Source organism: Candidatus Laterigemmans baculatus, from assembly GCF_010367455.1.
Taxonomy (GTDB): Bacteria; Planctomycetota; Planctomycetia; order Pirellulales; family Pirellulaceae; genus Laterigemmans; species Laterigemmans baculatus.
The window spans coordinates 68837-84295 of sequence record NZ_WRPR01000005.1 but is presented as its reverse complement, the minus strand read 5'-3'; the positions used below and the strand labels follow the sequence as shown (position 1 = coordinate 84295).

General features: G+C 65.7%; 13 protein-coding genes. 6 read left to right on the top strand and 7 right to left on the bottom strand.

The window, feature by feature from the left end:
• Positions 1–131 precede the first annotated feature (131 nt).
• Complete coding sequence (locus tag GNK13_RS00810; RefSeq protein WP_164100530.1) at positions 132–2690, top strand: WD40 repeat domain-containing serine/threonine protein kinase; 2559 nt, start codon at positions 132–134, stop codon at positions 2688–2690.
• Positions 2691–2719: 29 nt separating this feature from the next.
• Here GNK13_RS00810 and GNK13_RS00805 read toward each other — a convergent pair whose 3' ends face one another.
• Both GNK13_RS00805 and GNK13_RS00800 read right to left on the bottom strand, forming a co-directional pair.
• Positions 2720–3532 carry an inositol monophosphatase family protein gene (locus tag GNK13_RS00805; RefSeq protein WP_164100529.1) on the bottom strand — a complete coding sequence of 271 codons (813 nt, stop codon included), beginning with the start codon at positions 3530–3532 and terminating at the stop codon, positions 2720–2722.
• A gap of 54 nt (positions 3533–3586) precedes the next feature.
• Positions 3587–4579, bottom strand: a complete 993-nt coding sequence (locus tag GNK13_RS00800) for an aldo/keto reductase (protein ID WP_164100528.1) — start codon at positions 4577–4579, stop codon at positions 3587–3589.
• Positions 4580–5014: 435 nt separating this feature from the next.
• Between GNK13_RS00800 and GNK13_RS00795 the strand changes: the two genes are divergently transcribed.
• On the top strand, positions 5015–5938 hold the full coding sequence (locus GNK13_RS00795; protein WP_164100527.1) for a glycosyltransferase family 2 protein: 924 nt from the start codon (positions 5015–5017) through the stop codon (positions 5936–5938).
• A 196-nt stretch (positions 5939–6134) separates the two neighbouring features.
• Here the strand turns inward: GNK13_RS00795 and GNK13_RS00790 are convergent, their stop codons facing one another.
• Positions 6135–6449, bottom strand: a complete 315-nt coding sequence (locus GNK13_RS00790; RefSeq protein ID WP_164100526.1) for a hypothetical protein — start codon at positions 6447–6449, stop codon at positions 6135–6137.
• Positions 6450–6454: 5 nt separating this feature from the next.
• Complete coding sequence (locus GNK13_RS00785; protein ID WP_164100525.1) at positions 6455–8092, bottom strand: serine/threonine-protein kinase; 1638 nt, start codon at positions 8090–8092, stop codon at positions 6455–6457.
• 240 nt (positions 8093–8332) lie between these two features.
• Here GNK13_RS00785 and GNK13_RS00780 point away from each other — a divergent pair, with 240 nt between their 5' ends.
• From GNK13_RS00780 to rnc, 4 genes are all read left to right on the top strand, one after another.
• Complete coding sequence (locus GNK13_RS00780; RefSeq protein WP_164100524.1) at positions 8333–8533, top strand: hypothetical protein; 201 nt, start codon at positions 8333–8335, stop codon at positions 8531–8533.
• Positions 8534–8745: 212 nt separating this feature from the next.
• Positions 8746–9240 carry a TIGR03067 domain-containing protein gene (locus GNK13_RS00775; RefSeq protein WP_164100523.1) on the top strand — a complete coding sequence of 165 codons (495 nt, stop codon included), beginning with the start codon at positions 8746–8748 and terminating at the stop codon, positions 9238–9240.
• Between the two features lie 136 nt (positions 9241–9376).
• Positions 9377–11128: a gamma-glutamyltransferase gene (gene ggt, locus GNK13_RS00770; RefSeq protein WP_164100522.1), complete on the top strand. Its 1752-nt coding sequence runs from the start codon at positions 9377–9379 to the stop codon at positions 11126–11128.
• A 224-nt stretch (positions 11129–11352) separates the two neighbouring features.
• Positions 11353–12084 carry a ribonuclease III gene (gene rnc, locus GNK13_RS00765; RefSeq protein ID WP_235934697.1) on the top strand — a complete coding sequence of 244 codons (732 nt, stop codon included), beginning with the start codon at positions 11353–11355 and terminating at the stop codon, positions 12082–12084.
• A 204-nt stretch (positions 12085–12288) separates the two neighbouring features.
• Here rnc and GNK13_RS00760 read toward each other — a convergent pair whose 3' ends face one another.
• The 3 genes from GNK13_RS00760 to GNK13_RS00750 form a co-directional block, all read right to left on the bottom strand.
• Complete coding sequence (locus tag GNK13_RS00760; protein WP_164100521.1) at positions 12289–12750, bottom strand: glycine cleavage system protein H; 462 nt, start codon at positions 12748–12750, stop codon at positions 12289–12291.
• Between the two features lie 8 nt (positions 12751–12758).
• The gene (locus tag GNK13_RS00755) at positions 12759–14069 is read right to left on the bottom strand and encodes a coproporphyrinogen-III oxidase family protein (RefSeq protein ID WP_164100520.1); all 1311 of its coding nucleotides are present in this window, start codon (positions 14067–14069) and stop codon (positions 12759–12761) included.
• 101 nt (positions 14070–14170) lie between these two features.
• Entirely contained in the window at positions 14171–15373 is a 1203-nt protein-coding gene (locus GNK13_RS00750) for an outer membrane protein assembly factor BamB family protein (RefSeq protein WP_164100519.1), read from the bottom strand.
• Positions 15374–15459: the final 86 nt, after the last annotated feature.

The following is a 15459-nucleotide window of genomic DNA, read 5'->3' as shown; positions in this document are numbered from 1 at the left end:
TTTAAAAAGCAGTCGCCTTCGGCTTGCCGTTAAACGATTTTTCCGCGAGCCGTCCTGCTCCGAACCAATCCAAAGTGGCGCTGTCCAGCTAGCGATCCGGCGTCGCACGTGGCGGCTGATACAATCCAGGCATGAATCGAGAGAGACACTTCGAAGCGGGGGAGCGGATCGGTCGCTACCGGATCGTCAAAACGCTCGGCAGTGGAGCCACCGGAACGGTCTACGAGGCGGTCGATGAGCGGCTCGACCGGCCAGTGGCGCTGAAGTTCGCTACGGTTCCCGAGCCATTGGCGGACGATGACGAGCTGACGGCCCGGTTCACTCGCGAAGCCCGCTTTGCCGCTTCGCTCTCCCACCCGAATCTCTGTCCGGTCTACGATTTCGGCAGGCATCAGGGGCGGCCCTACCTGGTGATGGCTCTGCTGCCCGGAGCGACGCTCGCCGATCTGATCGCGCGCCATGCGCCGCTGCCGGCTGACCGGATCCTCGTCCTGGTGCGGCCGATCGCCGAAGCGCTGGCCGAAATGCACCGCGTGGGGCTCGTGCACGGCGACCTGAAGCCGCAAAACATCCTGCTCGACGCTCGCCTCGAACCGATGCTGACCGATTACGGGTTGGCTCGCCCCGAACTGTTCGTGCGGCCGAAGGGCTCCACGCCACGGCAGCCCCCCCGGGCGGATGCGACGCCGGGCGAAGCAATTGGAGTTAGCTCGATCGGGAGCGGCTCGACACCAGCCTACCAGGCACCCGAACAGATCCAGGCAAACACCGCTGGCGGCGGGTCTGTTGGAGCTGGGCCTTTTGGGATTGGGCCGCGGCTCGGGCCGGCGGTCGACATGCATGCCCTGGGAGTGATCCTGTATCTCCTGCTCAGCGGCCGGTTGCCGTTCGCGGGCTCGGCCGAAGAGACGGTGCAGAAGATTCTCGAGAGCGAGCCCGAGCCACCGTCGCGGATCGCCACGGGCGTTTCCCGAGACCTCGAGCAAGTTTGTCTGCGGCTGCTCCGCAAGAATCCGGCCGAGCGGCCTTCGGCGGTCGAGGTTGCCCGCCGCTTGCGGCTCATCGCCGACCGCGGAGGCGCTCCCGTCGGTCGCTGGAGCGACAGCGGTGAGAGTGCCGAGGGGGAGTCGCCACCGGAAAGCCCCGAAGCGTCGGCTGCCGAGAGGCGTCGGGATCAGGAGCGGGGGCCAGCTGCGATCCTGCTCGCCCTTGGTGGATTGCTGGCCGTGGCGATCGTCGGCTATGCCCTCTATGCCTATCTCCCTTGGCAGCGGATTGTGAGCGAATTGCCAAAGACTCTTGCTCCCGCGACTCCGGCGGACTCCGAGCCTGGCGGCGACGCGCCCCGCGGGGGTGTCACCGGGGCTGGGAGGGGCGCCGGGGCGGGCGGCGAGCCCGGAGCAGCTTCGGTGGGAGGAGGTCCTGAGGCAGATCGCGCTCCCGCTTCCCGCGGCGCGGGGACGGCGGACCGGCGAGAGTCGGCAGGCTCTCGCTCCGGCTCGCCTGAGCGTTCGCCGGTGGCGGTCGAAGAGATCGATCCTCAGCTGGCGGCACCACCGGCTCGCATGTTTGTCGCGGAGGATCGCGTCGTAGTGGCCGCCGCCACGCTGCCGCCCGCCGCCGAGCTAAATGATGCCGCCGAGCGAAACGCTGTCGCCGAGCGAAACGCCGTCGCCGAGGGGAACGCCGCCGCCGAGGGGAACGCCGCCGCGTGGTGGAAGGCCGCCAGCGGGGACAGTGCCCGGGGGGACGCTCATGGGACCGATGGCGAACCGTTCAGCGAGGGAAGTCTCGCCGCCGACGCGCTGGTGGCGGTTCGCCACGGGGGGAGCATCGCGGGGGTGTTGCTGAGCGACTCGGGAGAGACGGTGGGGATTCTTGCCGAGTCCTGGTATGGGCGCGTCGCGATCGACGATGGCTCGCTCGCAACCAATCCGGTCCGTGGCTGGGTGACGGTCGAGCAAGCCGCCGTGTCGCCTGCCGGTCGCTTTGCGCTGCTTCAGAAAACGGGGCTCCAGAACCGCAAGCGGATCAGTGTGTGGGAAATCGTCGATGGGGCGAATCCCGAGGAGTTGCTCGCGACGTATGTCGAACCTTCCACGACTGCCGTCGCTCTCTCGCCGAGCGGCCGCGGGTTGGCCGTGGGGGATGCGGAGGGACGAGTCACGCTGCGACCGGTCAGCGAAGAAGGGCAAGTGTTGGCGGAGTTGGAGGTCGCGGGCCCGGTCACCGCGATCGCCTTCACTCGGGACAACCGGAAGCTGGCTATCGCTCATCGCCGAGCGACAAGTGAGACTGGGGCGAGTGAGACTGGGGCGAGTGAGACTGAGGCGAGTGAGAGTGAGGGTGGCGAGCAGGCCGGGTCCGCAGCGGTCGTGATGTTTGCCTACCGCGAGGGCCAGTGGCACGAGCAGCAGCGACTCCCGCTCGCCGGCGCCACTTGCGGGTATCTGACCTGGTCGGCCGACGGGGCTTGGCTCGCTGGCGTCCTACAGCCAAACGGCTCTGAACCGAATTTGACAAGCGCCGCTGGGCCCCTGCCCTTTGCACAGCTGTGGCCGGTCGAGCGTCCGGCGGCGGCGGTTCGGATTCCCGACGTGGCCGGGACTGCGATTGGGTTTCTCGAGTCGGGCGAGTGGCTCGTCGGGCACGGCGACGGGCTGGTGCGGCGGTGGCGGCTCCAACAGTAGCGACTTGCCCAGTAGCGGGCAGCGAGCGGTCAAAAACCTTGCCCGTAGTGTTTGGCGACGATGCTTTGGATGGGCTCGTGGAGGTGGCCGTTGCTTGCCAGGAGGCTGGTTTTTTGCATCGGCAGCGGCTCGCCGGTCGCGGTGGTCACTCGCCCTCCGGCTTCCTCGACGAACAGTCGCCCGGCGGCGAAGTCCCACGGGGAGAGGAGGTATTCGAAGTAGCCGCCAAAGTGACCGCAACCGACTTGGCAGAGATCGAGGGCGGCGGTGCCGAAGCGGCGGATCCCGTGGATCTGGTGGGTGAACAGCTCTTCGATCGAGGCCAGGGTGGCTCGCATCATCGCGCCGCGATCGTAGTAGAAGCCGCAGCCGACGAGCACTTCGTCGAGCTTCGTCGCGGGGGTGACCTGCACCGAGCGGCCGTTGTGGGTGGCTCCGGAGCCGCGGAGGGCGACGAACCAATCCTCGCGAGCCGGGTTGTAGATCACACCCAGCTGGGGCTCGCCGCGGTGGTAGTAGGCGATCGAGACGGCGAAGTGCGGGAGGCCGTGGGCGTAATTCGTGGTCCCGTCGAGCGGATCGATGATCCACAAATGTTCGGCATCGGGGGCTCCGGCGAGCGTCTCTTCGCCGAGCAGTTCATGGTCGGGAAAGGCGTTGCCGAGGAGCTCGCCGATCCGCCGCTCCGACTCGAGATCGGCGTCCGAGACCAGATCGTGAGCGACACCTCCGCTGGCCGTTTTGTTCCGCATCTCGACTCCTTCGCGGAGGTAACGCATCAGAATTTCGCCAGCTTCGGAGGCAGCCTGGCGGGCGACGGCGAGCGGATGATCGAGAGACATGGGAGCGAGATTCGGGGAGCGAGTGAAGGGAGAGTACTGAGTACTGAGTGCTTCTTACTTGCCGGCGTACCAGACTCCGCGGAGCCAGTTGTGGCGTGCGAGCAAGGCGAGCATTTCGGGGGTCAAGTTCGGCAGTTCGGAGGCGGCCGCGTTCTGCTGGGCTTGGGCAGCGGTTCGCATGCCGACGACGACGGTGCTGACCGGCGGAGGCGCGAGCGCGAATTTGAGGGCCAAGTCGACCAGACTCAGCGGTTCGCCCAGCCCCAGCCGCTGGAGATCCTCTTCGATTGCGGCGACGCGGTGGACAGCCCGCCGGAGGCGATCGCCCGCGAAATAACGGTGGCGAAAGTCGTCTTCGGGAAAGCGGTGGTCGGCGGCGTATTTTCCGCTCAGCACCCCTTCGTCGAGCGGCACGCGGATGATCACGCCGGTCCCGGTTTCGGCTGCCACCGGGAGGAGCTGGGCGAGCGGCTCTTGGTGAAAGAGGTTGAAGATGACTTGCACGACGTCGACCAGCCCGTCCCGCATCAGCTGGACGACGCAGTTCTGGTCCTGCTCCGGGGTGCTGACCCCGATCAGCCCGAGCTTGCCTTCCTCCCGCAACCGCCGCAGCACCAGCAGAGGCTGGGGGTCGTCGTTCCAGGCTCGCGTCCAGGTATGCAGCTGGAGCAGATCGAGACGCTCGACGCCCAGGTTTCTCAGCCGTTGCTCGACGTTGTCGCGGAGGTAGGCCGCTCCGTAGCGGTCCTCCCAGCGGCAGTGGGGGCTGGGCGGCCAGGGGCCAGCCGAGGGGGGTGTTTTGGTGGCCACCAGCGGCCGCTCCGAGGGAGGCAGGCTGGCGAGCAGCTGGGCGATCAGTCGCTCGCTACGACCGTCGCCGTAGCCCGCGGCGGTGTCGATGAAGTTGACCCCACAGTCGACCGCGGTGCGGAGCGCCCGGATCGATTCGGCATCGTCCTGCGCCCCCCACTCTCCGCCGAGCGCCCAGCCGCCGAAGCCGATTTCGGAGACCGACGGGCCGTGGCTGCCGAGGGTTCGGTACCGCATGGAAGGAGGTGCTCGTGGGAGTGGAGTGTAGGGATCAATCAGCCGCCAGCGAGGCTAACGCTCTGTCGGTACACCCTGAGCCGACGGCGCTAGCCGCGGGTGCCGCAGCGGGAACCCCGGGGCTGCGAGGCCCGAGGCTAGCGCCTACGGCTCAGGAAGAGAGACCGTGAGTGGCAAGTTTTGCCGATTTGGCAAAGGGTTCGTAGGGGTTTGCCCATTTATCCGCCCTTTCCGGCGTCGGGACCAGCTTGGTCTCAACTCTCCGGGGCGATGCGTCCGAATTTCACTGCGTGCAACGGAGTTGGCGGCCGGTAACGGATGCGGTCGCCCGTTTAACAGAGCCGTAGGACACCCCCGCGGTCCACCGCTGGTAGTGCGGTGGCCGAGCAAGGGGCATTGCCTTGCGGTTGGCGACACACCCTGGAGGTTCGAACCGTGTGTCGGCTCTCAATCATTGTGCCTTACAACCGTGACGAAGCCGCGTTCGAGACAACGTTGGTCTCCGTATTGGAAAATCGGCCGGAACACAGTGAAGTGGTCGTCGCTCACGACGGCAGCTACAGCGATCCGTTCGATCTCGGCGACGAGGTGCGTTTCGTCGTCGCGGATTCCGGAGAGCTCGTGGCGCTGGTCCAAGCCGCGGTGCGAGCGGCGTTCGGGCGGGTGGTCCACATCCTCCATGGCGGAGCGCGGGCCACGGCCGGCTGGGCGGACGAGGCGGTCGAACTGTTCGAGCAAGCCGATTTGGGTGCCGTGGCACCGGTGATCCAGGACCTCTGCTCCGGCGGCCGGATCGTCGCGGCCGGATGGCGCGACGACTCGCGGGGGCTGCGGCGAGCGATCGCGGCGGGGGCGGCCGAGCCGTCGCGGCGCGACGTGGCTGGGATCGAAGGAGTTTATTTGGCGGCTTCGTTCTGGCGCCGTTCGGCGCTGGAGAGCCTCGCCGAGTTGCCCAGCGGATCCGCCCCAAGCGTCGTCGATTACCTCTGGGCCAGTGCCCTGCGGACCGCCGGGTGGCGGTGCCGCGTCGCCACCGAAAGCCGCGTGCTGGCCTCGCCGACCCTGCTCGCGCCGGCCGAAGGGGCCCGCCGCGCCGGAGCTGCCATGCAGGCGGTGCGGAGCGGGCTGAAGCGGGAAGGAGCGGCCACGGTCGCAACGGCCGCCGCCGTGGCGATCCTCTGCCGGCCGCTGAGCCTGAGCGCCTGGAGCGAAGCCCTCGGACGACTCAGCGGAGCCTCGGGGGGAGCGTCGTTGGCTCGCTCGATCCGCCGCTACGCCGAGGACGCCAGCCCCGATGCCTCGCAGCCGATGGTCCTCAGCCTGCCCGAGCGGCAGACGACCTACCGCCGCGCCGCCTAAGGGGCGGCGATGGCCGCGGAACACGTTTCCGTGACATCAGCCGCCGGGCGCCTAGCCCGGATTATTCATCAGCCGCCGGGCGCTAGCCCCCGGTTCTGAAAAACGCCGTGATAACCGGACGCTAGCGCGTGGCGGCTGATCGTGTTGAACAATCGGGAACGCAACTTTCGCGGAGCGAAAGGCGACTAACAGCGACTCAGAGCCCTGCCAACTGGTTCCAGGCCCAGAGCAGAAAGCCGCCGAAGAGTGAGAACACGATCGCCGTGTAGATGATGATCATCACGGTCCAAAAGCCTTTTTCCGGTTTGGAAAAGGCGGGGCTGAGCAGCAACAGCGGCAGGCCGACGATTCCGGAGACCAAGAACAGCGTCGCCAGGATCCCGACTTTGTTGTGGCCAAACCGCCCGAGCGGCTCGTTCGAGGTCGCCGGGGGCGAGACCAGCCGAGCCACCACGGGTGGCTCGCCGGTCGCGTGCGGGCGATGCGGCGATTCGGGTTGGCGGTTACTCATGGGGATTAGGGCTGGAGGTCATCGCGGGAAGCCGGCGGGGCGCTGATCCGGGCCAGGCGGTCTTGGGCGGCGGCCACCATCGGGGCCATCTCGCGGTTGTCTTCATAGAGTTCGATGATGCTGTACCAGATTTTGCGAGCCTCGATCGTCTCGCCCTCGCGGGCCAGCGCGTCGGCTTCGGCGAGCCGCTCGCTGACGATCCGTTGCCCTTCGTCGATCCGCCCGCCGCGGGTCTTGATGGCGGCGATTTGGCGGCGAGCGAGGTTGACGAACGGCCGCTGCTTTTCCCGCTCGCCGAGCAACGTGATCAGGCTGTCGTACTTGTCGAGCGCTGTGGCCGTGTCGCCAAATTGTTCGTACTGGCGAGCCGCCGCGTAGAGCCGTTCGCCTTCGCTGCTGAGCTTCGCACCGCGGCTGAGCTTCAAGTCGAGCAGGCGTTCGGCTTCGACCATCTCGATCTGCTCGATCTGGTCCTGGGCCCAGGCGGCATGTTCGCCGTCGGGGTACTGGCGGAGCATCGGTTCGAGGTACTGGACCTTGGCCTGATTGAGCGCCCCGCGGTGACCCTGGGCGATCAAGACTTCGGCTTCCTCGCGAAGCTGCGATTCGTTCAGCGGCCAGAGGACCCAGGCGATCACTCCGAGCAGCGCGAGCAACGAGGCGAAGAGGAACCAGGCGCGTTCGTAGAAGGCGGTCCCGTCGTGCGGCGGCTTTTCCTCTTCTTCGGGCAGATGGCCGAGCAGAGCCCGCGCTTCCGCTTTGTCCACGCCCAGCTGCAGCGGACTGAAGCCGGCCGAAGTGTGTTCGGCCACGCCGGTTCCCTCGGCGGCGCGCCGCCGCACTTCGCGGAGCGCCAGCGAGACGGCCGCCGCCCCGTGGGGACGGGCCGCGGGATTTTTTTCCAACAGCTGGGCGACCAGCGAGCTGAGCCAGATCGGACAGTCCAAGACCAGCGAAGCGACCTTGGGAGGGATTTCCGAAGCGGCTGCGGCAGTCACCTCGGCCGCGGTTTCTCCTTGGACCGGCGGACGCCCCGAAAGCGCGTAAAAAAGGAGCGCGCCGAGCGAATACAGATCGCTCTTGGCGGAGATGTTCCGCGGATTCTCCAGCACTTCCGGAGCTCGGAAGGCCAGCTCAAACGGGCTCGGCGGCCGCTGGGAGCGATAGGCCGAACCGTAGCGGTCGACGCGGAAATCGACGATCGCCGGGGCCAGGCCGGCGAGCCGAATTTTGTCCGGCGCCAAGCCACCGTGGATGACTTGGCGGTCATGGGCGTGGGCCAGCGCCTCGGCCAGCGGTTCGGCCTCGTCGAGCACCACTTCCCAGGGCAGCCGTTGGCGGCGGATGACCCGATCGGCGAGCGATTCGCCTTCGATGATCTCGTAGGCCAAGTAGGCGTCGTTCTCCTCGAACCCGCCCCCGTAGCAGCGGGCGATCGAGCCGTGTCGCAGACGCTTGAGCGTTTCCCATTCGCGGGCGAATTCACGCCGCGCTTCGGGGGTTCCTCCGAACGGGACGGTGAAGATTTTGACCGCCAACGCCTTCCGCTGCTCGACGTGGATCGCCCGCCAAACGCTGCTGTGCGGCGGGTCGCTGCCGAGTCTGGATTCGAGCGCCAGCGGTCCGAGTCGAGAGCGTGCCATGGAGAGGAGCCAGAGGAGCCGAGTCGCGGGGGGGAAAGCGGGGAGAGGCGGCGGAGTGAATGCGCGATCGCACTCCTTCATCCTAGGTTGCCGGTACCATTGTGTTCCTCGAAAGATACAGATGCGAGGTCAGAAACCCTTCGCCGATTCGCCGCTCGTCCCGATGCGACCGATTTTGGGGCTGGCTTCGAAAACCGTTTGGAACGTCCGTCTTCACTCCCGCTGGAAAGTTTTTCAATCATGCGCGCCCTGCTCGTCGGCCTCGCCCTGATCGTCCTGCTGTTCGTCGCCGGCTGGCTGACGTTCTCCAGCGGCGACGGCGACGCGTCGCTCAACGTCGAAACCGAAACGATCCGCCAAGATACCACCGAGCTGACCGAAGGGGCCGAGCAGCTCGTCGACGGAGTCCGCGACAAGGTGGATGTGGACATCGAGGAGTGAGCTTTTCCCGAGCCCTCCCCCCAATTGCCCTCCCGGGGAGGTCGTGCAGTTTTTAGCCAGAGCCTGAGCGGCGGCTTATAGCGGCATACGCTTTGCGTTTGCTGGGAGTTCGCGCGGTCGCCACTGGAGCGGTGGTCGCTCGAACCCCCTCTTATTTTCGGGGGGTTCTCTCGTCTTTTGCTGAACCCTTTTCGACTGTCGAGAGTTCTCTCATGCGTTCGCTCAGCCGCTATTTCGTCATCGTTGCGCTCGCCGCTTCCGCGACCGTCGCCCTCAGTCTCCACTCGGTCGCCAACAAACCGCTGGCACCCGAAGAACCGGGGGCGCCCGCGACCGATCCCCAATTGGCCGGCATCTGGCTGATGGAAAGCGGTGTCAATCAGGGCCAGCCGATTCCGAAGGAGCAGATCCGCGGATCGCGGATGATCGTCCGCGCCGACTCGATCAGCGTGGTCGACAAAGACGAAGCGGAGCTGTACCGCTGTACCTATGACTATAATCCCTCGGCCAAGCCGACCGCGATCACAATGACCTCGACGATGCCCGATCGCGAGGAATCGAAGGTCCTGGGGATCTACAAAGTCAGTGAAAAGGAGCTCACGCTCTGCTATGCCCTCCCCGGCGGCGAGCGGCCCACCGCGTTCAAATCGACCAAGGAAGGGAAGACGATGCTGTTCAAGTTCAAGCGTCCCCCCGAGGTGGACTGATCGGTCCCCTTCTTTGGAGAGGTAAAGTGGGCGAGCGGTGCGGATTGGGAGAGCGGTCGTGCAGGCGGCGAGCGGATCGGGTCGATAGTCTTTGGGTTCCTCAAGGCCTCCAGCTCCTCTAGCCCCCGCGTGAACCGTGCGAATCGACCGTCGAGAGTGGCTCCGATGTTCCGCGGCCGCGGTGGCCAGCCTGCCGGCGATGCTCCGCGCCCAATCGCCTCCAGCAGTCACGGGGGGCGTCGAGCACGTCGCCAGTGGATCGCGAGGCGCGATCGCGACGGTCAGCGAGATCGCGACCCGCGCCGGACTGCGAGTGATGGAAGAAGGGGGCAACGCGGTCGACGCGGCCGTTGCCGCGGCGCTGATGTTGGCGGTTGTCGACGGCGGCAATTCCGGTCTCGGCGGTGGCTGTTTTATTTTGGCCCGCGGGGTCCATGGGGAGGTCGTGGCGATCGATGGCCGCGAAACCGCGCCGGCAGCGGCCCATGGGCGGATGTTCTTTCGCGATGGTCGCCCCGATCCATCGCTGAGCCAAACCGGCGCGCTCGCTTCGGGAGTTCCCGGAGCCGTCGCCGCCTACCACCGGCTGAGTGAAGAGCTGGGGACCGGGCGGTGGAGATCCGCCGCCCTGGCTGCGGCCGAACAAGCGGCGGAAGGTTTTCCGATCGATGCTCGCTATGCAGCTCGGATCGCTTCGAGCGCCGAGCGGCTGGGGCGGTTCGAGGGCTCGCGGAAGGTGTTTTTTGACGCCGACGGGGAGCCGCGGAAAGCGGGAGAGCGGCTGGTCCAGCCCGATCTGGCGGTGACGCTCCAGGAGTTGGCGAGCGACGGGCCGGACGCTTTCTATCGCGGCCGGATGGCGGAACTGACCGCGCGGTGGATGCAAGAAAATGGCGGGATGATCACCGAGGAAGATTTCCGGCACTACCGCATCCGGCACCGTGAGCCGGTGGAGAGTGCCTTCGCCGATCACCGCATCCTCGGCTTTCCGCCGCCGAGCAGCGGGGGAATCCACGTCGCTCAGATTCTGGGAATGCTCAAGCGTTTCGACTTGGCGTCGATGTACGACGAGGATCCGATCGCCTACTACCACGTGGTCGCCGAAGCGATGCGGTTGGCATTCGCCGATCGAGCGGTGTGGCTCGGCGATCCCGCCTTTGCTGATGTCCCGCGAGGCTTGCTCGACGAGGAGTATCTCGACAAGCGTTCGGCGATGATCGATCCGGAGGGGCGAATTCCGGTCGTCACCGCCGGTGGGCCACCGGGCGTGGGGGTCGACCTGTTCGGCCGCTTGCCGCGGCACACGACCCATTTGACGGCCGCTGACGAGGCGGGGAATTGGGTGGCGATCACGGCGACCGTCAACACGACGTTCGGCTCCAAAGTCGTGATCCCCGGCACCGGGGTCGTGATGAACAATGAGATGGATGACTTTGCGATTGCCCCAGGAGTCCCAAACGCGTTTGGGTTGATCGGCACCGAAGCCAACGCGCCCGCTCCAGGCAAACGCCCGCTCTCGAGCATGAGTCCCACGATGGTCCTGCGGGGCGACCAGCCGGTTCTCTCCTGTGGTGCCGCGGGCGGACCGCGCATCATCACTGCCACTGCCCAGATCGTGCTTCGCGCGTTAGCCCTCGACGAACCGCTCGCCACCGCGGTGGCTGCCCCGCGAATCCACCAACAGTGGCGACCGAACGAGCTGTGGGTCGAGCAGCGGCTCGATCAGCGGATCGTCGATGGCCTCGCCCAACTCGGCCATTCGATCCGCCGCAGCAGCGGCTTGGCCACCGCTCAAGCGATCGCCATCACGGAATTCTCAGGGGCCGAGGCGGGGCAGATCACTGCCGTCGCCGAACCGAGAGCCGATGGCCACGCCGCGGCCTACTGACCGAGTACTGAGTACTGAGTCGGCACCGAGCGGCACTAGCTTTGCTAACGGCTCGGGGATAGGTTTAGAGCGTCCAAAAATCTGTGGGGACGAGGCGTCCTCCGCGCTGTGCATCCGACGATTCGATTGCGTTTCCCGTGACCGCTCCCGCCGATCCGAATCCGTCCCCCGCCGAGATGGAAGGGCCTCGACTCCCCTGCTGCCACGAGGATCCTGCCGAGAGCATGGCGGGGATGACTTCCGGAGGCGACGATCAGGAGCGGAAACTCGAGCTGTGTCAGACGCTGGTCGGGTATCGGTTCCAAAATCTTCAGCTACTGCTGGAAGCGTTGACGCACGCTTCGGGTGCCTCGCATCGCTTGGCGAGCAACGAGCGTCTGGAGTTCCTCGGCGATGCGATCCTGGGAATGCTCGTCTGCGATTGGCTCTATCGCGAGTACCCCGATTATTCCGAAGGGGATCTGACGAAGATCAAATCGGCCGTCGTCAGCCGGCGGACCTGTGCGGGAATCGCCAAGGATTTGCAGCTCGACCGGTGCCTGATCGTCGGCAAAGGGGTCACGCGGAATCGCAGCTACCCGAAGTCGCTCATCAGCGACGTGTTCGAAGCGGTCGTCGCGGCGATCTACCTCGACGGCGGGCTTGAAGCCGTCCGCCCGCTGCTGCACCGGTGGATGGCCGAGGAAGTGCGGATGGCCGTGAGCGGCCAGAGTGGGGGCAACTACAAGTCGGCCCTCCAGCAGCATGCCCAGCGGGTAATGGGAAGCACGCCGATCTACCGCCTGCTGAGCGAAGCCGGTCCGGATCACAGCAAGTCGTTCCAGGTGGTGGCGGTGATCGGCGAGCGGACGTTCGCGCCGGCGTGGGGCCGCAACAAAAAGGACGCCGAGCAGCACGCCGCCGGCAACGCGATGGCGGAGCTGAACGACCTGCCGATTCCCTACGCCAGCGATTGAGCGCGCGGCTCCACCGGGTGGCTGCCAATGCCGTTTTGATTTGAGCCGACGGCGCTAGCCGCGGGTTCCGTCGCGCTGTCCAGCGGATCGAACTCATGTTTGAACCCCGCTGCAACGCGAAATTTTCCCACGGCGCGGACCGGATTGGGCCCGAGGCTAGCGCCTACGGCTCACCGGATGCGACGCGTGGCGACTAACCTGGCGCTACTGAATCTGGCCTTTGATCGTCCGCTCGGCGACTTTCCATGCCGACTCGAGATGCTCAAGATAGGCTTGGGGCGAGAGAAGTCCGGCCGCTTCGGATTCGATCTCGATCAACCACCCTTCTCCATAGGGATCGACGTTGATCGCGCTCGGATCGTCGAGCGACTCGGCGTTGATCGCCACCAAACGACCGGCGAGCGGCGCGTAGAGATCCGACTCAGCTTTCTTGCTTTCGATCGAACCGATCTGCTGGCGGTGGCCCAGCAGCGTGGGAGGTTCGACCGTCCAGTCCAAAAAGTACACGTCCTGCAGCAACCGGACGGCATAGCGGGTTAGCCCAAAGCGGTACCGCTGTGGGCCGGTGGAAAGGGCCCACATGTGGTTCGTCGCGTAATGGCGATCGGTGGGGAATTCCGCTCGGTATTCGCCCATCAGGAAGACCAGCGTGTCGGAGCGCGGCATACGGCGGCTTAGGTGTAGCGAACGTTTTGGTGTTCGGGTTCAAAGAACGCGGGCAGCAGCGAATCGACTCGCAGCAAGCCCTCCCGGGTCAGCGTGACGCGGTCACCCTCGATCGTGGCGAGACCGTCTTCGACGTACTCGTTCCAGACCCCTTTCCACTCCACGAGCGGATCGACGCCGAATTTACCGCGGAAGTAGTTCAAGTCCAGATAGCCGCGTTTGAGCAACAGGATCGTTTCGCGAATCAGCGCCTGATGCGGCGTCGGCCGATAGGCGCGACCGAGCGGCAGCTCGCCTCGTTCCAAGGTGGTGAGATAATCTTCCATCCCTGCGACGTTCTGGTAATGCACGCCCGAGGCGTGTCCAAAACTGGCAATCCCCGTGGCCAGCAGATCTGCTCCCTTCCAAAGATTATCTCGATACGAGAAATTCACCTTCGACGGATCTTTCACGACCGTGTAGGCGCTCGAGACGGAGTAACCCGCCGCCTGCAGTTCGTTGAATGCAAAGTCGACCCAGTCGCGTTTGGTCTGCCAATCGGCAACCGGGCTTTCGACCTTATTGCCGAGGATGTCTTTGGAGTAGACGGTGTTGAACGGCAACTCCATCTGGTAAATCGTCACGCTCTCCGGGGCCAGCTCGATCGTCTTGGTGATGTTGTCTCGCCAGTTCTCCCACGTCTCGCCCACCATCCCGCTGATCAAGTCGATATTTACATTGGGAAAATCCGCCGCGGCGATCCATTCCCAAGCGTTATAGACTTGTTTGGAAAGGTGCGCTCGGCCGTTCTCCTCGAGCAGCGTATCGGAAAAATTCTCGACTCCCAGGCTCAGCCGCGTCACACCCAATTCATTGCGAAGCGTCTTGACCTTGGTCTCGCTGAGCGTTCCGGGCTCGCATTCGAAAGTGACTTCTTCCGCCCCGTCCCAGGTGATATGCCCGCGGAGCCGCTCGGCGAGCGACGCGAGCTGCTTCGGGCTCAGGAAGGAAGGCGTGCCGCCGCCGAAGTAGACGAAGCGGAAGGGGCGATCTCCCATCACCGCCAAGCGGCTAACCAATTCGATTTCCCGGTCCAGGGCATCGACATAGCGTTGAATTTCTTTGGCATTCACATCGGTGAAAACCTTGAAATAGCAAAACTTGCAACGCTTGCGGCAAAACGGAATATGCAAATACAGCCCGAGGGGCGTGTCGACGTTCGGGGGTGCATGCAGGGCCGCTTCGATCTCCGGCAATGCTTCGCGGTTCCACTGCGAAAACGGAGGGTAGTTGGAGATGAAGTAAGAGCCGACTTCCGTCTTCTTTGCGTCGGTAGCCATAGGAGGGGCGTTCCCGTTGTCAGTGGATTCGTGTTCGATCGGTCCGCGTGGGGGCTTGGGCTCTGTCAGAAAATCACCCTTCCCCCGGGAGGGTCGGGCGCTTAGCTCCGGGGAGGTCCAAAACAGATCACCACTCCGTCGTCGTTGGCGACGATCAGCCGATCTCCGGCGATTGCGGGGGGAGCGACAAACGCGCCGCGAACCTCAAACTGCCATTTTTCTTCGCCGTCGGCCAGAGCGAAGCGGTACAAGCGGCCGTCGGATGCGGCAACCCAAACATCTTCCCCGGCGATCACCGGTGAGCCATCGGCGCGCCGCCGCAGGCTGCGTTTCCAGAGGACGTTCCCCGAGCTGGGGTCGAAGGCGATGACTTGGCGATTTTGGCTGGCGACGACCACTCGATCGGCGGTGGCGGCGGCCGAGTTGCGGAACTCCTGCGGACGCTCCGGGTCGCTGTACGACCACAGCGTCTTTCCGGCTCGCCAATCGAAAGCCATCACCGACCCGGTTTGGGTGGGCAAGAAGGCGCGGTCGCCGACGACGGCCGGAGTGCTGCCGGTCGGCCCGTCGAGCGGGAGCGGTTCGGCCGCTTGCTTGCCGCTCGAGAGCGTCACGCTGTGCAGCCTTCCGTCGCAGCCGCCCAGGAACACGCGGTCGCCAGCGATCGTCGGCCGGCAACGAATCTGGTCGCCCGTCTCGTAGACCCACCGCAGCTGGCCGTCCTTGCGGCCGAGCGCGTACAGGTTGCCATCCTGCGAAGTCACCAAGACCGCCTCGTCGGTGATCGCCGCGCCGGCATCGATCTGCCCCTCGGTCGCATACTTCCACCGCTGCTTGCCGCTGGCCGGATCGATCGCATGCACCACCCCGTCGAGGTCGCCAATCACCAGCAGATCGCCAGCGACGGCCGGGGAAGCGAGAAAGCCCGCTTCGGTTTTCAGCTTCCACAGCTCCGCTCCATCGGCCAGCGCGATCGCGTGCAGCACCCCGTCGACGTCGCCGAAAAATACCCGCCCCTCGGCGACCACGGCAGTCGTCTCCACCGGCTCGCCCGCTTCATACCGCCACAGCTCGACCAGGTTCGGCGGCAGCGTCTGAGGTACGGCCCCGGTCGCTCCGAATGTTCCCCGGTCGACCGGCCACTCGGCGCCTTCAGCGGCGGGCGATGGGGCGGCCTGCTGGGCGGCGGCCTGCTGGGCGGGGGCATCGGGCGGCGGAGCGATCGCAAGGGCGAGGGTGACGAGCAGGAGGCTGCCGAGGCGGATGCAGCGCGGCACCGAGGTCTGCGGAGTCGAATCAGGCATCTCTTCGTGCTTTGAGGGGGGAGAGGGCTTTGCGGGAGAGAGGGCTTTGCGGGAGGGGGAAGTGGGGGCCTCCATTATAGAAGACG